This is a genomic window from Streptomyces sp. NPDC046727, assembly GCF_040645635.1.
Lineage (GTDB): Bacteria > Actinomycetota > Actinomycetes > Streptomycetales > Streptomycetaceae > Streptomyces.
In genome coordinates this window covers 1-18,939 of record NZ_JBEYYR010000058.1, presented here as the reverse complement: position 1 = coordinate 18,939, position 18,939 = coordinate 1, and the positions used below count along the sequence as shown (strand labels likewise).

At 67.8% G+C, this 18,939-nt stretch carries 21 protein-coding genes and 2 pseudogenes; 20 read left to right on the top strand and 3 right to left on the bottom strand.

Annotation, left to right across the window (positions count from 1 at the left end; translation table 11 throughout):
* Window positions 1–22: 22 nt before the first annotated feature.
* From ABZ937_RS40655 to ABZ937_RS40645, 3 genes are all read left to right on the top strand, one after another.
* Window positions 23–1,261, top strand: coding sequence for a sensor histidine kinase (locus tag ABZ937_RS40655; RefSeq protein ID WP_361700171.1), 1,239 nt, complete (start codon window positions 23–25; stop codon window positions 1,259–1,261).
* The gene (locus ABZ937_RS40650) at window positions 1,252–1,920 is read left to right on the top strand and encodes a response regulator transcription factor (RefSeq protein WP_361700137.1); all 669 of its coding nucleotides are present in this window, start codon (window positions 1,252–1,254) and stop codon (window positions 1,918–1,920) included. The genes ABZ937_RS40655 and ABZ937_RS40650 overlap by 10 nt, the downstream gene beginning before the upstream one ends.
* A gap of 239 nt (window positions 1,921–2,159) precedes the next feature.
* Window positions 2,160–2,330, top strand: coding sequence for a hypothetical protein (locus tag ABZ937_RS40645; RefSeq protein WP_361700134.1), 171 nt, complete (start codon window positions 2,160–2,162; stop codon window positions 2,328–2,330).
* A gap of 800 nt (window positions 2,331–3,130) precedes the next feature.
* On the opposite strand, the gene ABZ937_RS40640 is transcribed toward ABZ937_RS40645, so the two are convergent.
* Window positions 3,131–3,358 carry a hypothetical protein gene (locus ABZ937_RS40640; RefSeq protein WP_361700131.1) on the bottom strand — a complete coding sequence of 76 codons (228 nt, stop codon included), beginning with the start codon at window positions 3,356–3,358 and terminating at the stop codon, window positions 3,131–3,133.
* A gap of 132 nt (window positions 3,359–3,490) precedes the next feature.
* On the opposite strand from ABZ937_RS40640, the gene ABZ937_RS40635 reads away from it, so the two are divergent.
* The 16 genes and pseudogenes from ABZ937_RS40635 to ABZ937_RS40560 all read left to right on the top strand — a co-directional run bounded on the left by ABZ937_RS40635 (window position 3,491) and on the right by ABZ937_RS40560 (window position 16,344).
* Window positions 3,491–4,492, top strand: coding sequence for a helix-turn-helix domain-containing protein (locus ABZ937_RS40635; protein WP_361700129.1), 1,002 nt, complete (start codon window positions 3,491–3,493; stop codon window positions 4,490–4,492).
* Between the two features lie 152 nt (window positions 4,493–4,644).
* Window positions 4,645–5,325: a hypothetical protein gene (locus tag ABZ937_RS40630; protein ID WP_361700127.1), complete on the top strand. Its 681-nt coding sequence runs from the start codon at window positions 4,645–4,647 to the stop codon at window positions 5,323–5,325.
* Between the two features lie 61 nt (window positions 5,326–5,386).
* Complete coding sequence (locus ABZ937_RS40625) at window positions 5,387–6,436, top strand: YihY/virulence factor BrkB family protein (protein WP_361700125.1); 1,050 nt, start codon at window positions 5,387–5,389, stop codon at window positions 6,434–6,436.
* Window positions 6,437–6,510: 74 nt separating this feature from the next.
* Complete coding sequence (locus ABZ937_RS40620) at window positions 6,511–6,648, top strand: hypothetical protein (protein WP_361700123.1); 138 nt, start codon at window positions 6,511–6,513, stop codon at window positions 6,646–6,648.
* 80 nt (window positions 6,649–6,728) lie between these two features.
* Window positions 6,729–7,157, top strand: a complete 429-nt coding sequence (locus tag ABZ937_RS40615) for a phosphatase PAP2 family protein (protein ID WP_361700120.1) — start codon at window positions 6,729–6,731, stop codon at window positions 7,155–7,157.
* 45 nt (window positions 7,158–7,202) lie between these two features.
* A complete protein-coding gene (locus tag ABZ937_RS40610) occupies window positions 7,203–7,634 on the top strand; it encodes a phage holin family protein (protein ID WP_361700118.1) in 432 nt (143 codons plus the stop codon).
* A complete protein-coding gene (locus tag ABZ937_RS40605) occupies window positions 7,631–8,113 on the top strand; it encodes a DUF3618 domain-containing protein (protein WP_361700116.1) in 483 nt (160 codons plus the stop codon). Before ABZ937_RS40610 ends, ABZ937_RS40605 begins: the two co-directional genes overlap by 4 nt.
* Window positions 8,114–8,118: 5 nt before the next feature.
* Window positions 8,119–8,385: a DUF4235 domain-containing protein gene (locus tag ABZ937_RS40600; protein WP_361700113.1), complete on the top strand. Its 267-nt coding sequence runs from the start codon at window positions 8,119–8,121 to the stop codon at window positions 8,383–8,385.
* An 833-nt stretch (window positions 8,386–9,218) separates the two neighbouring features.
* The gene (locus tag ABZ937_RS40595; RefSeq protein WP_361700110.1) at window positions 9,219–10,031 is read left to right on the top strand and encodes an IS5 family transposase; all 813 of its coding nucleotides are present in this window, start codon (window positions 9,219–9,221) and stop codon (window positions 10,029–10,031) included.
* A gap of 696 nt (window positions 10,032–10,727) precedes the next feature.
* Window positions 10,728–11,393: a hypothetical protein gene (locus ABZ937_RS40590; protein WP_361700107.1), complete on the top strand. Its 666-nt coding sequence runs from the start codon at window positions 10,728–10,730 to the stop codon at window positions 11,391–11,393.
* 441 nt (window positions 11,394–11,834) lie between these two features.
* Entirely contained in the window at window positions 11,835–12,260 is a 426-nt protein-coding gene (locus ABZ937_RS40585) for a hypothetical protein (protein WP_189712315.1), read from the top strand.
* A pseudogene (locus ABZ937_RS40580) lies at window positions 12,257–14,296 on the top strand (tetratricopeptide repeat protein); the annotation flags it as partial. The gene ABZ937_RS40585 and the pseudogene ABZ937_RS40580, both read left to right, overlap by 4 nt.
* Window positions 14,297–14,456: 160 nt before the next feature.
* The gene (locus ABZ937_RS40575; protein ID WP_361700168.1) at window positions 14,457–14,813 is read left to right on the top strand and encodes a DUF6192 family protein; all 357 of its coding nucleotides are present in this window, start codon (window positions 14,457–14,459) and stop codon (window positions 14,811–14,813) included.
* Window positions 14,814–14,816: 3 nt separating this feature from the next.
* Window positions 14,817–15,062 (top strand): hypothetical protein, encoded by a 246-nt coding sequence (locus ABZ937_RS40570; RefSeq protein WP_361700104.1) that lies wholly within the window; start codon window positions 14,817–14,819, stop codon window positions 15,060–15,062.
* Window positions 15,063–15,335: 273 nt separating this feature from the next.
* Window positions 15,336–15,719: pseudogene (locus ABZ937_RS40565) on the top strand (transposase); the annotation flags it as partial.
* Window positions 15,720–15,825: 106 nt separating this feature from the next.
* Entirely contained in the window at window positions 15,826–16,344 is a 519-nt protein-coding gene (locus ABZ937_RS40560) for an Imm26 family immunity protein (protein WP_361700102.1), read from the top strand.
* 332 nt (window positions 16,345–16,676) lie between these two features.
* On the opposite strand, the gene ABZ937_RS40555 is transcribed toward ABZ937_RS40560, so the two are convergent.
* Window positions 16,677–16,847, bottom strand: coding sequence for a hypothetical protein (locus tag ABZ937_RS40555; protein WP_361700099.1), 171 nt, complete (start codon window positions 16,845–16,847; stop codon window positions 16,677–16,679).
* 478 nt (window positions 16,848–17,325) lie between these two features.
* Entirely contained in the window at window positions 17,326–17,934 is a 609-nt protein-coding gene (locus ABZ937_RS40550; protein ID WP_361700096.1) for a hypothetical protein, read from the bottom strand.
* A gap of 106 nt (window positions 17,935–18,040) precedes the next feature.
* Between ABZ937_RS40550 and ABZ937_RS40545 the strand changes: the two genes are divergently transcribed.
* Entirely contained in the window at window positions 18,041–18,769 is a 729-nt protein-coding gene (locus tag ABZ937_RS40545) for a hypothetical protein (RefSeq protein WP_361700094.1), read from the top strand.
* Window positions 18,770–18,939: the final 170 nt, after the last annotated feature.

Below are 18,939 nucleotides of genomic sequence, written 5' to 3'. Positions count from 1 at the left end.
TGGAAACCTACAGGTGGCTGTAATGCCGGCGTGGGCGCCCGGCACGTACAGTGGCGCGTCCGAGGGCCGCTCCCGGCCCCGTACGACAGACGAGGGCGAGCCAGTGCACGGCGTGATCGGCGAGGCCCGCGCACGGTTGGTCCAGACCGGGCGCAGCGGACGTTACCTGCTCGGCACCCTGATGACCGCGACGGTGACGCTCGTGGCGGCGCCACTGCTGTGCGTACCGTCGCTGGCGGCTCCCTGGGTGGAGCGCCACCACCGGCGCGCCGGGGCGGTGCTGGGCCGACCGGTGGAGCCGCGCCCGCGCGCCCTGCGCCGCGACCTTGCGTGGCTCGTGACGCAGGTGGCCACCGGCCTGCCCGCGGGCATACTCGCCCTGCTGTGCCTGGGCAACCTGCTCCTCACCCTCGTCGTCACCGTGGGGTGGTGGGCCTTTCCCACGTCGGATCCGCCACGGCTGCTGCTGCTCGATGTCCGTATCAACAGCTGGGCCTCCGCGCTGACGATCAACCTGGCGCAACTCCTGCTCCTTGCGGCGCTGGGGGCCATCGCCCTGCCGCCGCTTGCCCGGGTGCACGCGCGGTGCTGCCTGGCAGTCCTGGCACCGTCTCCCGCGGAACAACTGGCCGCGCGCGTCACCGAGCTCACCCGGACGCGCACAGACGTCCTTCAGGCGCACGGCGCGGAACTCCGCCGGATCGAACGCGATCTGCACGACGGCACCCAGGCCCGTCTGGTGGCCATCGCCATACGGCTTGCCGTGGCCGGGGAGAGCCTTCCCCAGGACCCGGACGCGGCCGCCGCGCTCGTACGGCAAGCCCAGGCCGAGACCGAGGAGGCCATGGCCGAGCTGCGCTCCGTCATCCGCACCATCTACCCGCCGGTCCTGGCCGACCAGGGCCTCGTCGGCGCGCTCGGCACCCTGGCCGACAGGGCAGGCGTGCCGACCCGCATCGCCATCGGCGACCTCGGTGAGGTCCCTGCCGCGGTCGAAGCGGTCGCCTACTTCGCCGTCACCGAGGCGCTGGCGAACATCGCCCGGCACAGTCGCGCCACCGAGGCCGCCGTCCACGTCACCCGCAACGGCCCGATGCTGTCCGCAGAGATCATCGACGACGGGACCGGCGGGGCGGACGCATCCCGAGGCAGCGGCCTGGACGGAATTCGCCGCCGTGCCGCCGCCCTGGACGGCACCATGAAGATCAGCAGCCCGCCGGGCGGGCCGACCACCATCACCGTGGAGCTGCCGTGCGTGTAGTCATCGCCGAGGACAACGTCCTGCTGTCCTCCGGACTCGAACTCCTGCTGGGTTCCCAGGGCTTCGAGGTCGCCGCGGTCACGGATGACGCCCCCGGCTTCCTCGCCGCCGTCGAGATCCACCGCCCGGACGTCACCATCGTCGACGTGCGGCTGCCCCCGACCTTCCGCGACGAGGGCATCCGCGCCGCCCTCCGGGCCCGCCGCGACCGCCCCGGACTTCCCGTCCTGGTCCTGTCTCAGTACGTCGAGCAGGAATACGCCGGCCGCCTCCTCTCCGACACCCGCGGCGGCATCGGCTATCTGCTCAAAGACCGGGTAAGCCGCATCGCTGAGTTCACCGACGCACTGCGCCGCGTGGCCGCCGGCGGCACCGCCATGGACCCCGATGTCATCGCCCAACTCCTCGCCGTCCGCGGAGATCCCGTCGACGCCCTCACCCCCCGTGAACGCGAGGTCCTGGCTCTGATGGCCGAAGGGCACGACAACGCCACCATCGCCCAGCGGCTTTTCGTCACAGACAACGCCGTCCACAAACACATAGGCAGCGTCTTTCTCAAACTCGGCCTGTCGGCCGGCGACAGCGGCCACCGCCGCGTCCGCGCCGTCCTGGCCTACCTCCGCCGCCATGGCGGCACCGAACCCAGCGCTGTTGAGTAATCGACCAATCCCGCCTCGGCCGCCTGCGATGACCGGCGAACAGGTACGTCACGCCCGCGACCAGGTCGCCCCCCCCCGGAGAACACCACACCTCGATCGCGAAGCTCCTCAGCCCGCGCTGAAGGACGGTCGCCATCGCGATCGCCGAGGCGACCAACACAGCAGAACTGCCCCGGCCTGGCCAGAGGCGGCAGCCCTTCGCCTGCCCGGGAGGCGATCCAGCCGCTACCGTGGGCGATGTGTCCTCCGCATCTCCGCCCCAGAGTGGCGGGCCCCCGCCGCCGGGCCGACGGCAGCGGCTGCGGGCACGCTGGGCCGACCGGCACGCCCTGCCCCGGTTCGGCTTTTGGCTGCTGCGCCGGGGCACCATCGTGCTGGCGATGTGCGTGGGGCTGGAGCGCAGGACGTGACGTTCGTCGGGGGTGAGGTCGGACAGGGTGCGGGCGATCAGGGCGCCGAAGCCGTGGTCGAAGTCGGCCGGAACCGGCTCACGGGCGCGGCGGATCTCCAGGAAGCGTAGGACGGACAGGGCGAGGTGGAGCGGCAGCCCGTGCGAGTGCTGGGTGATCACGGACCGGATGTCCACGTCGATCAGCGGCCGACCGTCGTGGGCCAGCCGGCGCGCCAGGTAGGCGTGGCAGCCCTCGGGGGAGAAGTCGCCGATTAGGACCTGCCTGCGGCCGTTGCTGGTTGCGGCGGTGCGCAAAGCGTTCTCGTCGTCGGCCAGGCCGGGTCAGGACCTGGGGCCGGTGTAGTCGAGCTCGCCTTCGAGGGCGGTGTCGCCCCCCGGAGCCGGTTGCGGCCGGGGATGACGAAGAAACAGTCGGGCATGAGCCACACCAGCCGCTGGAGGAGTCGTTCGAAGTCGTGGCGGGGAACAGCGATGTCCTCGAAGGTGTCGAGCAGGATGACAGGGACGACCGCCTCTTCGCCGGGAGCTGGGAGAGTCTCCAGGCCAGCGGAGGCGGCGCCACCCCCGCGGAAATGCAGCCACTTTCACGATCAGGTACGCAATCAAGGTGTCCGCGCCGCGCTTGGCCCCAGAAGGATTTCTGTACCGGGGCCCCACGCCTGCTCAGTCTCCGAGGTGGGAAGACCGGCGCGATTACTACGCGAGAACGTCGCAGGCGGGCCCGTCTTTCGACGGACCCGCCCGTGCCGGACGATGTGCTCACTCACCGATCGGAATCGACAGGCGGGCGCTCCCTGCTCACGGTGCGAAGGCGTACCAGTGGCCCTGGACGTACTCGCAGTCCCAGACGCCCCACTTGTTGTGGTACTTCACGTAGGTCTCGCAGTCCTGGGCAGTGGCGAACGCGGGCCCCTCCTGCGTCACGCTCGGCGACGCCGTCGCCGCGCTGGCGGTGGCCGCCGTGCCGGCCAGGACGGCCAGCGTCAGTACCCCGGTCGCGGTGAGTGTGGCCAAAGCCTTCTTCATTGACAACCTCCTGGTTCTGGTACCCGTGATCCGCCGGGTGGCGTCGGGCACGGAATCCAGGGAATCGGATGACATGCCCACCGTCGAATGATTCGATTTCTTTCGAAGGTGATCGTGTTACGGGGGCTGTTCATGATCCGGATCAACCTGGGCGCGCAGGGATTGGGCAGGGTCCATTTCGCCATGTCGCCTCTGGACGCGGCCAAGGATCTGCTCTTCGCCCTCGGCCGGTCTCCGCACGTGCTCGACGCGGGCTGGCGGACCCAAGCGGTGGACGCCCTGTCGGAACGACGGTTAGGGCTACTGGCTGTTGTCGCCGGCGGAGGGCCGGGCGGTTACGCTCCCGACTTTCTGCGACCAGAACCGGCGGGATTCCAGACGACCCTGGACAGCGCTCTGCATCAGGTGGCCACTACTCCGAGCGAGCGGATCCGTTACGAGCTGGCGGCGGCCATCGGCGGCCACTCATGGGGCAAGACCGTGGCCGACAGGCCGCCCCGGCTGCTCCTGATGGCTATGGACCGGGGCGAGGAATATGTGGCGCAGCGTATCGCTCTGGAGCTGGAGCAGTTCTGGTCTGCCGTCCTCGCGCCCCACTGGCCCGGCATGCGGGCCCGGTTGGAAGGCGATGTCGCCGCCCGGGCCTCCATGATCGCGCGGCATGGGATCGCGGACGCTGTCAACCAGCTGGCCCCCAACCTGGAGTGGCACGACGGCGCCCTGACAGTCCACCTGCTCGCCACCAGTTCCCACCGTCTGAGTCTCGATGCCGACGCCGCGATCCTCGTACCCAGCGCCTTCGCGGGACGGGCTACCTTCTGCGCCGCCGAGCCCCCGGGCGCGCCGACCCCTCGCACTCCACTGATCGTCTATCCGGCTGCGCGCAACGACTGTCTTGCGCCCTCGCGCGGTGACGAGCTGATCGGCACGACACGCGTAAAGCTGCTGGCCGAGCTCACCCAGCCTCGTACCACGCGAGAGCTCGCCCAGCGTCTATACCTCAGCCCTGCGACCATCTCCTACCACCTGCAGATCCTCCACCGCGCAGGGCTCGTGCAACGCACCCGCCGATCCCGAACCGTCCTTTACCAGAGGCTCATGACGAAGTCTCCATTCGCCGGCGATCTCGACTGACCACCTCTCGCGCCCACTTGGAGAGCCTCGCCGCAGAGGCGTACCTCGTGGACTCATGAACCCCCACCTGAATTCGGCGCCGCCTGATGCCCTCTGTGCCACTACTGGGCGTTGTGCAGGCGGAGGTGGCGCGGTGACGAGGTTGCGCCAGCGTGCCCGGACAGTGTGGGGTCGTAGAGCCACTGGATGGCGAGCCCGTCGGGCTGCGGCAGGTCACCCATGGCGGCCGCGATGTGGAGGAGGTAGACGAAGTCGCGGTTCGCGGTTTCCTCGCGCAGGCGATCGACGGTGGCGCTGAGTGCGTCCTCTTGGCCGCGTACGGCGTGGTGGAAGGCGAGGGCGGTCTCCAGGAGCGGGGTGAGCCAGGCGAGTCCTGCGACGTCGAGCTGGGTGCGCAGGACGGTGGCGCGGTCGGTGATGTCGCGGTCGGTGCCGGCGTCGCGTACGAGGCCGGTGACCTGGGCGAGCAGGGTGGTCGCGCGCTGGTCGAGCGGCTCCAGGAGCCGGTGGGCGAGGGTGAGTTCGTGGTCGGCGCGGTCCGGGTCCGTCCAGGCGGCGGCCAGGGCGAGGCGGGTCTGGGCGATGGCCCGTTCGCTGGCGGCGTTGTGCTGTTCGGCCTCGGCCCGCGCCTGTTCGAAGGCAGTGATGGCGCTGGCGAAGTCGCCCTGGGCCAGTGGATGTCGCCAGGTAGGGAAGCCAGCCCCGTCGGGGCTCTCCGAGCGCAGCTCGCGGAACCCAGCACTTCCCGGTCATTTGCGGTGGCGTGCAGCGCAGCACAGGGATGCGGAAAGGCCAACTGCTATCCCACGCTCCGTGACGCTGTGAACGCCTGACGCTGCGCGCATGGGGCGCCCTGGTGGCGTAGGCGAGGCCGTGAGGGGTTACCCGACGTCTATGGCGAGGCTGCATCTTCCAGGACGGAAAGCAAACCAGGGCAGCGACGAGGCGCCGGCGCCCGAGGAGGCCGGGCCCGGGCCCGAGGTGGAGCGCCGGGCCCCGGACGCGCCGACGAAGCTGCCCAAGCGGGCCTGGGGCGGCGTGCTCAAGGGAGCGTTGCGGGAGTTCAAGGACGACGAGCTCACCGACCGCGCGGCAGCCCTGACGTACTACGGGGTGCTGTCGCTGTTCCCGGCGCTGCTGGTGCTCGTGTCGCTGCTGGGCATCACCGGCAAGTCGGCGACCGACGCCGTGCTGGCCAACCTCAAGAAGCTCGCTCCCGGCTCGGCCCGGGACATCATCACCCGGGCCGTGGAGCAGCTGCAGAGCAACGCCGGTGTCGGCTCCCTCATGGCCATTGTCGGTATCGCGCTGGCGGTGTGGTCGGCCTCCGGCTACGTGGCCGCGTTCATCCGCGCGGCGAACGCCGTCTACGACATGCCCGAAGGCCGGCCGGTGTGGGAGATCCTTTCCGTACGGCTGGGCGTGACGGTCGTGCTGATGGTGCTGGCGGTGGCCAGTGCGCTGATCGTGGTGTTCACCGGCGGTCTGGCCCGCCATGCCGGTTCCGCTCTGGGCATCGGGGACACGGCGTTGACGGTGTGGTCGATCGCCAAGTGGCCCGTCCTCGTGGTCCTGGTGACCGTCATGATCGCGATCCTGTACTGGGCGAGCCCGAACGCGAAGGTGAAGGGGTTCCGATGGATCACCCCGGGCAGCTTCCTCGCCCTCGTCATCTGGTTGATCGCCTCGGCCGGGTTCGCGTTCTACGTGGCGAACTTCGCCTCCTACAACAAGACCTACGGCACGATGGCTGGCGTCATCGTGTTCCTCGTCTGGCTGTGGATCACCAACCTGGCCATCCTGCTGGGCCTGGAGTTCGACGCCGAGACCGTACGCCAGCGGGCCATCGCGGGCGGCCTGCCGCCTTACACCGAGCCCTACACCCAGCCCCGTGACACACGGAAGTGGGACGAGGACGACCGGCGCCGCCTGGGTGAGGGCTGACCGGACACGCGATGATGTTGGGTATGGGTCGATGACCTGCGGGATATCTGCTCTTCATGGGGCTTTTGGCGGGGTTGCGTGATGCTGACCGGTCGCTGACCAAGCGGGCGGCCTCGCGGATCCCGCCGGGCGTCGGCAAGGTGCTGTCGGCGGTGGAGGAGACGGCCGAGAGCACCAAGCTGTGGTGCGGCGCCGCCGCCGCGATGGCGTGACTGGGCGGCTGGCGCGGCCGTAGAGCGGCGGCCTCCGGCCTTGCCGCCCTGGCCGTGGCGTAGCTGGTCTCGAACGGGGTGTGCAAGCAGGTGGCCGACCGGCCCCGGCCGCCGAAGGAGTGGTTTCCCCACGACGAGGTCGACGACGCCCCGACTCTTCCTCCTTCCCGTCCGGGCACACCGCCGCCGCGGTGGCCTTTACCACAGCCGTCGCCCCCACCTGGCCGGCCGCTGGCGCGCTATGCGCGGTGCTGGCCGCCATGGTGGCGCTCGAGCGGGTGCAAAGCGGGGCCCACTACCCGAGCGACGTGGCCGTCGGCGCCGCCATCGGCCTGGCCAGCGCCTGGCTTCACCCGCCGCGCTCCGCGCCTGATCCTGCGCCACTGGCCCTAGCAGGCTGGGAGAGGGCCGGGGAAACTGGCGAAAGCAGGCAGACAGCCGGCCATACCTCCGTCCTGAACTCGCCTGCTCGGGGTACTCGCGCCCTCATCGGATGGTCGGACGCATGACGCAGTCCGGCTCGTAGGAACTCAGAGGGACGGGAGGTGGCCGCGGTGTCGAGCACGCAGCCGCACCATGCTGGCCCGAGCGCGGACCGCTTGAGCCAGGAGTCGGTGGGTGAGCTGGTGCAGCGGGCCTCGCAGCAGCTGACCGAGCTGGTGCGAGGCGAGCTGCGCCTGGCGCAGGCGGAGATGAAGGAGAAGGGCAAGCGCTACGGCAAGGGCGGTGGCCTGTTTGGCGGCGCCAGCGTGGTCGGCTTCCTGATGGCGCAGGCGCTGGTCGCCACCGCGATCGCCGCGCTGGCGGTGGCGCTGCCGGTGTGGGCAGCTGGGCTGATCGTCACAGCGGTGCTGGGTGTGATCGCCGCGGTGATGGCCATGAGTGGAAAGAAGCAGGTCGACCAGGCCGCGCCGCCCGCGCCGGAGCAGACGGTCGAGAACGTGAAGGCCGACGTGGCCGAGATCAAGGAGAGTGCACACCGATGACCCAGCCGCCTCACGACGAACCCACCGCCTCCAGCCCCGAGGAACTGCGCGAGCAGGTCGAACAGACCCGGACCGGGCTTGGAGAGACGGTCGAGGCGCTCGCAGCGAAGACCGACGTCAAGGCGCGTGCCCAGGAGAAGGCAGCCGAGGTCAAGGAGCAGGCTGCCGCGAAGGCCGGCGAGCTGAAGGAGCAGGCCGCCCTCAAGGCCGGGGAACTGAAGGCGAAGGCCGCCGACCTGGCGCATCAGGCGCAGGACAAGCTGCCCGATCCGGTCAAGGACAAGGCCGCCCAGGCCGCCGGGCAGGCCCGGGCCAAGGCCGTCCAGACCGGTCAGTTGTGGAAGGAGAAGGCGCCCGAGCCGGTGCGGGAGAAGACCGCCCAGGGTGCGCAGCTGGCGCGGGACAACCGCAAGGTGCTGCTGGCGGCAGCGGGTGTGGCCGTCGTGGTGTGGCTGGCCTGCCGCCGACGGAAGGGGTGAGCCGGGTGAAGGCATCGAAGATCGCCTACAAGCCGGTCGGTCTCGCGCTCGGCGCGGTCAGCGGCATGGCTGCGGGAGCGCTGTTCAAGCAGACGTGGAAGATGCTCGGCCACGACGAGGACGCCCCGGATGCCACCGACGAAGAACGCTCCTGGCGCGAGGCGCTGCTTGCCGCCACGCTCCAGGGCGCGATCTTCGCCGGAGTCAAAGCGGCCGTCGACCGCGCCGGTGCCACCGCCACCCGTAGTCTGACCGGAACCTGGCCCGGCTGACGCGCAAGGTGGGAGGGCTGGTAGGACGCAAACACCGGCCCTCCCTCCGGCCAGTACCGGCAGACGACTTGGCCCCCGGTCCGTGGTGTCTGTCTGTAGCCTCGCCGTTTCGGTTGGGGCGATGAGGAGTCGTTGATGGCCAGCTGCCGGGTGGGGGAAGTGTTTTCGCTGCTTGGTCACGGCGGAGCCCGGCGCGGTGGCCCAGTTCTCCAAGTCTTTCGGGTCGTGGGTGGGAAGGGGTTTGCCGGTCAGCCAGTGGGACAGGGCAGTGCGAAGGAAGCCGGCTACCCGCCACGGGCACGCTCCGCCGTCGTCGAGGCCGCCTGGCTCAAGACCGCATCCCTCATCGCCCCCGCCTCAAGCCCCTACAAGGGAGAGCATCCACGCTCGGGAAGCGATGGGCTCAGCCCAGCGGCCGAACTGCGGTGGACCTGCCAGGTCAGTGCCGCGTACGACCGCTGTCCCAGCGTCGCGGCATTCGCCAGAGCCGAGGCAGCCAGGATCCAGGAACAGGACCAGAAGCAACCTGCATGAGTCTCACCTCGAAAGCACCGACCACCCGCCAGGACATCGCCCGTACCATCAGCGACCGGCTCCACCCCCAAGACGTGGATCGTCATTATCTGCCTCGCAGCCGGCTGGCACGTCGACCGATGGAACGGAAAGGCAGATGGGGAGACAGGAACGTCGGCGGGAAGCGGGGACGGCTTCTGGTGATGGCGGTCACCCTGGCCTCGGGTGCTTTCATGCTTCACCCTTACAGCGGCTGACACAATGAGGTCAGGTGGTGTTGTGGGCCGTGTCTGTGCGGCCGGTTGGGTCGTTGCGGGTACATGGGGGCATCACCGTGGATCGTGTCGGATGAGTTGTGGGAGCGGATCGAGCCGCTGCTGCCGAGGAGGGAGCGCCGGTTCCGGTATCCGGGCCGGAAGCCGTTGCCGGACCGGCAGGTGCTGTGCGGGATCCTGTATGTGCTGCACACGGACATCCAGTGGGAGTACCTGCCCACGGAGCTGGGATTCGGTTCGGGGATGACGTGCTGGCGGAGGCTGCGGGATTGGAACAAGGCCGGGGTCTGGCAGCAGCTGCACGAGGTGCTGCTGGCCGAGCTGAACGCGGAACGGAAGCTCGACTGGTCCCGCTGCGTGGTCGATTCCTCGCACATCAGGGCGTTAAAAAGGGGGAGCCTCACGGGGTCGTCGCCCGTCGACCGGGGCCGGGCCGGTTCCAAACACCACCTGATCACCGACGGACACGGCACCCCGCTGGCGGTCATCCTGACTGGTGGCAACCGCAACGACGTCACCCAGCTCCTGCCCTTGCTGGATGCCATTCCGCCCGTCCGTGGCAGAGTCGGCCGGCCCCGCCGAAGGGCGGTCACGCTCTACGCGGACCGCGGCTACGACCACGACAGCTACCGCAAACAGGTCCGCGCCTGCGGCATCGTGCCCGCCATCGCACGGCGCGGGACCGGGCACGGCTTCGGGCTCGGCGTCTACCGGTGGGTGGTCGAGCAAACCTTTGCCTGGCTCCACGGCTTCCGCCGGCTGCGTGTGCGCTGGGAACGGCGAGCAGACATCCACGAAGCGTTCCTCAAACTGGCCTGCTGCCTGATCACCCACCGACAACTGAACTCATTGTGTTAGCCGTTGTAAGCCGTTCTCCGTCTTCGCGTACCCGAACTGGGTCAAGGGCTTCATCAAGGGCGGCCTGGTCCACAACGAGGACTGGGACGCCGGCAGGACCGAAGACATCTCGACCACGTTCCCGTCCCTTCCGCGCGGCTGGCGGTAGTCATCGCCTCACGTGGTCAGCGGCTGGTTGCCATGGGTTGATCATGTCGCCATCCAGAAGCGTGGCTGGGACCAGTGGGGGTGCGACGAGGCACATGCGTGCCTGGTCTTTCGGCGGCCACGTGGCTGACTGTCGTCGGCTGAGGTTCAGACGGGTCCCGCGAAGATCTGGAGTGGTGACCGTGTCACAAGCCTCGGAAGGTGGACGGCGAACCTGTCAAGTCCACCCTCGGCGGCTGACACCAACAAGCCCGTACAACGACGGTCAGCGTCGAACGTCGACGGATGATCCGCTAACGGCCGCAGCCAGTTGACCGAGGCCGCTGGCCTCGCGTGAGCGACCTGATAAGGATGAGGCCACACCTCAAAGCCTGCATCAGGCACGGTGCGCCGTCCCCACTGATGGGCGGCGCACCGTTGGCTTGAGTGAGTCATTGAGACCCCGCCGACCTCACGCACTACTACGGAAGCCAAGGAAGACGCACAAGCCGGCAGCTTCCATTCAATGATCCATGCGTAGAGATCTACATGTTTGCGCAACATGCGAGTGTGGAGACTGCAAAAATCGTGCTTGCATACGTGGAGGCACTCACGTGGCCTGTGATGATTGTGATGCTGGTGTATCTGCTGCGCACTCATTTAGCAGGGCTCATAGGAAGACTTAGCGTGATCAGCACGCCAGCCGGAGATCTTGAGTTTGCCGCCGACGTGAATCAGGTTCACAACGCTGTGGTCGAGGCAGTAGGTGGATCTGACAGCGCAAGCCGGACTCCGGGTATCTTACGTTCACAGGTCCGGCACGGCGCACAGGACTTGGGCGCTTTTGACGCTCTACGTGATGTCGCGGCATCAGCACCTGACGCGGCAATCATGGCTGCGTGGCGGCGCGTAGAGTTACGTCTCTCGGAGGCGCACTGTCTTGTGCGGGGGACATCATGGGAAAACGAGCGCACCCATCGCGTCTTCCCTATCACTCCCCGCCGCTGGGCAGAAGATCTCGTCGCCACAGGTCTGGATGCCGACGTCGCAGAAATCATCGCGGAGCTTGTCAGCCTTCGAAACCGAGCGGCTCACTCACCGGACGTGTCCGGAATCTCAGCCTTGGAGTACGTAGAAAGCTGCGCCGTCGTATGGGCGTTGCTTGGTCGCTTCATGGCTGCCCACGACCCCAGCGGCGAGTCAATGATCACCCAGCCACCAACCCCCCTCAACTAAACGCAGCTGGCTCGCCCCGTTCTGCTGCGCTCTCGCCCAGCGCACCACAGCCTCACCAGATAGGGCGGGGAACAACGGGGAACCACGGTGAAAACGCCACCACCCACCAAGCCACCGAACCAACTATCCGCGCAGGTCAGCCTAAGAATCCACGCCAAGATTCCGCAGCTTCCCAAGCTGATGGCTCCCGAGCCATCGTTCCGCGCCGACCCTCGCGGCTTGCTCGGGTCATCGGCCCTGAGAGAGGGGGATGGGGCAGGGAGAGTAGTGGGTTGGGGAAGGCGGCCGCGCTCGAGGCTCGCAATACCAGCCAGCGGGCGCTTGCCGACTGCGGGTGGCGAATAGTTGTACTGCTGTGGGTGGTTCGGGTGTTTTGGCCTCATCAGGAGTCTGGCTTTTCTACGCTGGTACCTTCAGGAGTCGCGTAGGTCGGGGGGGCAAGTGAGTGCTGAGATCGTGCAGTTGGTCGAGCAGGCGGGTCCGTATCTGACGACTGCGGTCAGTGCGTTCGGAGCGGCCGTTCTCACTCGGGCTGAGGGCACAGCCGCGGACGCCACAGTGGCGCTCGGGCAGCGCATCCTTCAGGCGGTGTGGCGGCGCCGGGACGAGGCCGGCCAGGCCGAACTGGAACGCGTGGTGAACGAGGCCGCTGACGAACAGGATGAGTCCTATACAGCGGCCGTGCTGGGAAGGCTGCTTCGGCGCGCGTTGCAGGACGATGCCGAACTGCGGGCGGAACTGGCCGCGATGCTGCCTGCGCAAGCCGCGGGTTCGGTCACCATCACGGCGTCCGGTGAGCGGTCGATCGCAGCTCAGCACATCGGTACCGCGATCACCGGTGACGGTCACACCGCGCCACGTCCATGAACACCGACGACGAGTCCCGGCTGCGGATCGAGTCTGCCGGGCAGAGGCCGATTGCCGCTCAGAACATCGGTACTGCGATCAGCGGTGACGTGCTCCCCTCCGAGGCCCTGCACTCACCGGAGAAGGTCACTGCTGCACCGGGCACCTCGAACCTGCCTCCGGCCGCACTTTGCCTGGGACGGGACGAGGAACTTGGCCATCTGAGGCACATCCTGACCAATCGGCATGAGAGTGCGATCACACAGAGCGGGACGGTGCACGGTCTGGGCGGGATCGGCAAGACCACGCTCGCCCTGCACTACGCCCACCGCCACCGCAGCGACTACACCCTCATCTGGTGGATCAACGCAGCATCTCCCGACGAGATCGAGACCTCCCTTGCGAGCCTCACCCAGGCCCTAGTGCCAGACTGGGCCACCACAGCCAAGCGCTCGGCACAGGTGGCGTGGGCGATGCAGTGGCTCGCCTGGCATTCGGGCTGGCTGCTGGTTTACGACAACGTGGAGAACCCGGACGATCTCGCCCCCTACACCGGCGCCCTCCACCGGGGCCATCATCTCGCCACCAGCCGCCTCACCACCGGCTGGCCCGACAGCGCCACCACCCTGACCCTCGGCAACCTCGACCCCAACGATGCCACCGCCCTGCTGTGCCGGCTCGTGTTGAAGGAGACCGGCCCGACGCCCCGACAACAGGCTGAGGCGTGGTCCCTTGCCAGCGAGCTGGGGTACTTCCCTCTGGCGATCAAGCAGGCTGGCGCCTACCTGGCCCAGAACCGTGGCGTCAGCCTCGACTCCTACCGCCGCCGCCTGGCCACCAAACTCGCCAAGACCGCCCGCGGCACCAATACCGAAAGCACCCTCGCCCGCATCTGGAACGTCACCCTCCACACCTTGGGGATGGTCGATCCGCTGGCCGTGAAATTGCTGCACACCTCAGCCTGGCTGGCACCCGACGACATCCCTCACAGCCTGCTCACCCCTCCCGGTACCGACCCGGACGACATCGCCGAAGCCATCGGAACTCTCGCCGCGTACAGCATGGTCACCGACACCGGCACTACCCTCAGCGTCCACCGCCTGGTCCAGGCCGTCCTACGCGCCCCGCAGAACACCGATGGCACCCAGCCGCCCCGGCACGTGCAGGGACGCGATCGCGCCGAACAAGCAGTCCTCCACAGCCTGGCCCCGCTGCCGGGTCAGGACACCCCCACCGAGGACCAGTTGGACACCTTCACACCCCACCTCGTCACCCTCGCCGCCACCACACCGCCCGGACACCACAACACACAACTTGTTGATGCGTACGAGTCTGCGGCGGAACGGTTACACCAGCAAGGCCACACTGCGCGGGCCATCCCTCTGCTGGAGGCCACTGTCGCCCAGTGCAAGCAGAGCCTGGGCAATACCCACCCCGACACCCTGAACAACCGCATCAACCTCGCCCTCGCATACCAGTCGGCGGGCAATCTGGAACGGGCCATCCCTCTGCTGGAGGCCACCCTCGCCCAGTGCGAGCAGGTCCTGGGCGACACCCACCCTGAAACTCTGACCAGCCGCAACAACCTCGCCGAGGCCTACCGTGACGCGGGGGCTCCAGGAAGGGCCATCGCATTGCACGAGGCCACCCTCGCCCAGCGTCGGCAGGCCTTGGGTGACACCCACCCAGAAACTCTAGCCAGCCGCCACAACCTCGCCTACGCCTACCAGTCGGCGGGGGATCTGGGGCGAGCCATCCCCCTCCTGGAAGCCACCCTCGCCGAGCATGAGCAGGTCTTGGGCGACACCCACCCAGCCACCCTGAACAATCGCCATAACCTCGCTGGCGCCTACGAGGCGGCGGGGGATCTGGGACGAGCCATCCCCCTCCTGGAAGCCACCCTTACCCAGAAGGAGCAGGTCTTGGGCGACACCCACCCAGCCACCCTGATCAGCCGCCACAACCTCGCCAATACCTACCAGTCGGCGGGGGACCTGGGACGAGCCATTCCCCTAATGGAAGCCACCCTCGCCCAGTGCGAGCAGGTTCTGGGCGACACCCACCCCTACACCCTGGCCAGCCGGTACTGCCGGGAGTGTGGTGATCCGCTTCCGCCGACGATGGCGGCGGAAGCGGTGTTCTGCTCGGGCCGGTGCAGGTCACGGCGGTGGCGGAGGCTTCAGCGGACCCGGCAACGGATGATCGCGATGCAGCGGGGTGACCAGGCCGAGTGTCCGGTTTGTGGGCGGTCGTGGACAGTGGGGGTCGAGCGATCACGGTCTGCGGTGTACTGGTCGCCCCGGTGCCGGGTGCGAGCCTGTCGCGAACGGCAGGCGTCGCGGAACGGTGTTGCAGAAACGCCGTACCCGAACGCTTCGCCGACACAGCTATGTGGCCAGCCTCGGCCGGCTCGTTCCCCGGCTGCGGGGCCAGGAGTTCACAGAGGACGAACGCGAGACCGTCCGCCGTGGCATCGCCAGGGTCCGCGCGGCGGCCGACTGGCTCGAAGCCGCCATCGACAACGGCGAGTTCACCCTCGATGAGCAGTTGGCCCAGCTCCTCAAGGGCGAGTAGGTCATGACCCGCCGCCGCGAGGCACGGCCGTTCGCGGAGCATTACGGCGACCTGGTCCGCGTCGCCCTGATGGAAGCAAGACCCGCCGGCCTGCACACACGCCAGCTAGTCTCCGCGACCCGTTTAACAAAGTCACAGGTCGCCAGGGGGATCAGGCATCTGCGGGACGTCGGCGCGGCCGAACACCTCACCCCGATCATCTGGCGGCGAAGGGACGGCTACATGTTCTCCGACGATCCCGTGGACTGAATCGAGTACGAGAAGAAGCAGTTCCAGCAGATTCTCGGCCGGCTCACCCGGATGATCACAGGGACGCTCGCCCCGCACCTGGCCCGTTATCCCGATGAGGAATGGGCCCAGCTGGCATCGGCCCAGCTCACCGGCGTCCGCGCCACCCTCGCCCAGCTCACGAAATAGCCGCCGCCTCGCCAGAACCGAAGGCCGACATGCGCCGCCGCCGCTACCCCTCCGACACCACCGTCGCCGAATGGGCCCTGCTCGAACCGCTGCTGCCCATCCCTCATTGCCGTCGACAGCAAGGGACTACCCGTGATGATCATGGTGACCCGCGCGGACATGACGGACCGCGATGCCGCCCGCGAAATGCTCTTCCGCCTGCGACTCACCCATCCGCAGATCACCCAGATCTGGGCCGACTCCGCATACGCCGGCCAGCTCGTCGACTGGGCCGAACACCGCCTTCACCTGACCCTGCGAACCGTCAGCAGGCCCAAGGGCGCCAAGGGATTCGTCGTCCTTCCCCGCCGCTGGAAAGTCGAACGAACGCTCGACTGGATCATGCACGCCCGTCGCAACGTCCGCGACTACGAACGCCTCCCGCAACATAGCGAAGCCCACCTGACCTGGTCACTCATCACCCTGATGACCCGACGCCTGCCCCGAACCCCAGCAGCCCAGAAAGCTGCCGCACGCCGGTGAGATACCGGCTGAACGCCTCGCCGCTGTCCGACTCGAGCACCCGACCTGAGTGGCCAGCAGGAATAATCACCACGTGAACCAACACAAACCCGACGAGCGGAAGATCATTAAGGCCCGCGCCAGTAGGACTCCAGGACGTGTAGTGCGCATCGACCTGGGCGACGGTCGATGCGCCTATGGACGGCAACTCACGGGAGTGACTGTCGAGTTCTACGACCGGATCGGAGAGCCTGGAGAACCCGTCGATCTGATCGAGATTGTCGCCGCACCGGTCGCCTTCAGGATCTGGGTCACGAGTTCCGCATTTCGGCGGCGTGGTGGCTGGGAACTGCTCGACGTGGTCTCCCTGACCCAGGAGGAACAAGCCGAGATTCATAAATACGCCAAGCAAGATCCTCTCAGTGGCAGCCTCACCATCTACAGAGTTGATCCCGCCTCTGGCACAGGGAGCGAGACCCCCGCGACGATCGAGGAGTGTCAGGCCTTGGAGCGAGCTGCGGTCTGGAGCCCCGAGCACGTTGAGGATCGACTGCGGGACCACTTCGACGGCCGTCCGAATCGATGGGCGGAGTCAATGCGTTTGAAGCCGTGACACTCCGCAAGGCTCGGGGCATCAGCGACACGCCCGAAGACACATCTCCACAGGTTCGACAGGATCAGAAACAGGCACTCAGCAATCCGCCAGCTGGTCCTCCAAGCACCCGCACCCGTCGTCGCCCGGGCCCTCGGCTATCGCGACAAGACCACCACCCACCTGGTTGTCGAAGCCGGCGGAACCTGGAGCCGATATGCCGCTGGCGACCACACACGGTGACACCAGACCCGAGGTGAACGCTGGCGTCCCGCTGAGTGACAGGGATCTTGGTGTGCCCCCTGGTCATGAGGGAGCCAGTAACCCCGTCCGACAGGGCGGTCCGAAAGGGGTCACAGCGCTCCGGTCCCCAGGTTGCTGGGATCGGTGCCACGGTTGATACCGTCGTCTTCGCCCTCCGAGTCGTAATACCCATCGCGTCCGGTTCCGTCCTCAGCGGTGTTGTCGGCCCGCTCTTCGGCAGCCTTACTTTCGGTGGACTCGGACTGCTTCTTCTCTGCCATGACGGGATCCCATCGGTCGGCCTTCGGTCTGACATGTACGAAGGCGGGGAGAGCGACGTGCCGGAGGTGATTGGGCACCTTCTTCCTCCAGCATGCGCACGATCCATCCACCGGGCGTACCAGGTGAGGGCCGGATTGGCCAGAATGGGTGCAGCGCGCCCAGCCTGCCTAGCCCAATGGCAAGAGGCGTCGCGCTTAAGAGGGTGTTCGATACCGGATTAAGGCGCCGTGAGCGGTTACGGGCGGAGGTATTGACCGGCTCCCTGCTACCCCACTCAGAGGGGCGCCATCGCCCGCTCGATTCCGCCCCACGACGCTCCGTAGCCACAGAACCGGTTCTCCGGGCGAATAGGCGAGGCATCAACATGCGGGCCTACCAGTCCACGGGCCGTTCTAATCCCATGCGAACAACAACGCCTGGCCGATCAAGCGGTACGGGGAGGCCTGGATCCTGACCACAGGTGCCCGCGTTGTCGGCTCAGTCGTTCCAGGTGAAGGCGAGGTGGTTGGGGGCGGGGCTGGTGCAGGTGAGGGGGTGGGGGAGTTGGGTGGCTGCGGTGTCCAGGCTCATGGTGTTGGTGCCGGGGTCGTAGGCGAGTTGGAGACGGCCGGGTGCGGGCGGGGTGTCGAGGCCGCCGACGATGACCTGGATCGGTTCGCGTTCCTTGCCGGTGAATGTCCGCGGCTCGCCGGTGGTGCTGAGGGTGGTGTCGATGCCGTCGGCGGGGCGTCGCAGGCGCAGTGTCAGGTGCTTGTCCTGGTGGTGGGTGCGGGTGAAGGTGGCCTGGACGGTGCGGCCGGCCAGGGCGGGGGTGTCGCGGACGAGGAGGAGGACGCAGTGCTCGCCGACGGCAAGGTCGAGGGCCTGCCTGCCGTTGAGTGCTGCGGCGATCTTGGCCCGGTAGTTGCGGTCCTCCGGACTGTCGTAGGCGGCGAGGACCTGGTTGTCGGAGGTGATGGCGAACCCGTGCGGACCGTCGCCGCCACGCACCGTGATACCGAAGGCGGTGACCTTGCGGCCGGAGGCGGCGTTGCCGAGCGAGCCGCCGAGGAGCTGTCCCTGGTCCGTCAGAGCGCTGGCGTTCACGCGGAGGTCGTTGCCGCCTTGGATCTTGACGAGGCGCCGGCCTTTGACGAGGTTCCCGAGACCGGAGTCGTCCCCGGCGATGAAGGTGCCCCTTGTCGGTGGTGGCGTGGACGTACAGGCCCGACCACAGGGCTGTGATCTTCTCTCCGGCGGGTACGTCGTTGGCCAGTCCCTTGACGATGAAGTCCCCGAGGAGCCGGCCGGACTCGGTCACGCCTCCGCTTCGTGCGACCACCTCGACGGCACTGACGATCCTCTCGGTGCCCGCGGCCTTGTTCAAATAGTCTCGGTCGATGGCACGGCCGTCCTCGGACAGGACCGTCGGTTCGCCGTATCCGCTGCTGATCGAGCGGACGCGCCTGCCGTTGAGTTCCTTGTGCAGGCGCTTGGTCATGCCCGGGCGGGAGGTGAGCAGGTGGCCGTCGGTGGTGAGTGCTGCCGACCAATCCAGCCCGGCGGCCACCTGCGCGATGCGGAGCCCCTTTGCCTGACGGGCCAGCTCCTCGCCTTGGGGCCCGAAGCCGAGCAGGGTGCCGGCGGTTCCAGCCGGACTGTTCTGGCCGTCGGTGACGGCGGCGGCATGGTCGGTCATCAAACTCTCCTGATTCCCATACTCCATATGGCGGACTCAGCGGAGCTGTGGGTGGGGCTTCCGAGCGCGCCGAGCGGCACGTCAACAGATCGCATCCAAACAGATTGCATGCGTGGCGGACCGCAGACCCGCCCGGCGTTCACTGATGCCGTGCGTACAGCGTGGGCCGTGATCCACGCCGACGACCAGGTCCCGGCGTGGATCGCAGGCTGTGCTTCGCCGCGACCCGGTTGCTTCCCCTGATGAGTGACGCTTTAAGAGGTCCTAACAGAAGTTGTTGATCAAGTAACCATCGGCTTGTCTGCTCGTTGGTCGGGTCGTGGGGAAGCGTCAGTCGCGGCCGTGGATCGTGTCGGACGAACTGTGGTCGCTCATCGAGCCGTTGCTGCCCGAGCCGGGGCCGAAGCTGGTGG

Excerpts from the sequence above, each read along its gene's own strand:
- ABZ937_RS40655 (WP_361700171.1), top strand. The coding sequence starts at position 23 with ATGCCGGCGTGGGCGCCCGGCACGTACAGTGGCGCGTCCGAGGGCCGC.
- ABZ937_RS40640 (WP_361700131.1), bottom strand. The coding sequence starts at position 3,358 with ATGAAGAAGGCTTTGGCCACACTCACCGCGACCGGGGTACTGACGCTG.
- ABZ937_RS40555 (WP_361700099.1), bottom strand. The coding sequence starts at position 16,847 with ATGGCAGAGAAGAAGCAGTCCGAGTCCACCGAAAGTAAGGCTGCCGAA.
- ABZ937_RS40595 (WP_361700110.1), top strand. The coding sequence starts at position 9,219 with ATGGGGGCATCACCGTGGATCGTGTCGGATGAGTTGTGGGAGCGGATC.
- ABZ937_RS40605 (WP_361700116.1), top strand. The coding sequence starts at position 7,631 with ATGACCCAGCCGCCTCACGACGAACCCACCGCCTCCAGCCCCGAGGAA.
- ABZ937_RS40570 (WP_361700104.1), top strand. The coding sequence starts at position 14,817 with ATGACCCGCCGCCGCGAGGCACGGCCGTTCGCGGAGCATTACGGCGAC.
- ABZ937_RS40635 (WP_361700129.1), top strand. The coding sequence starts at position 3,491 with ATGATCCGGATCAACCTGGGCGCGCAGGGATTGGGCAGGGTCCATTTC.
- ABZ937_RS40625 (WP_361700125.1), top strand. The coding sequence starts at position 5,387 with ATGGCGAGGCTGCATCTTCCAGGACGGAAAGCAAACCAGGGCAGCGAC.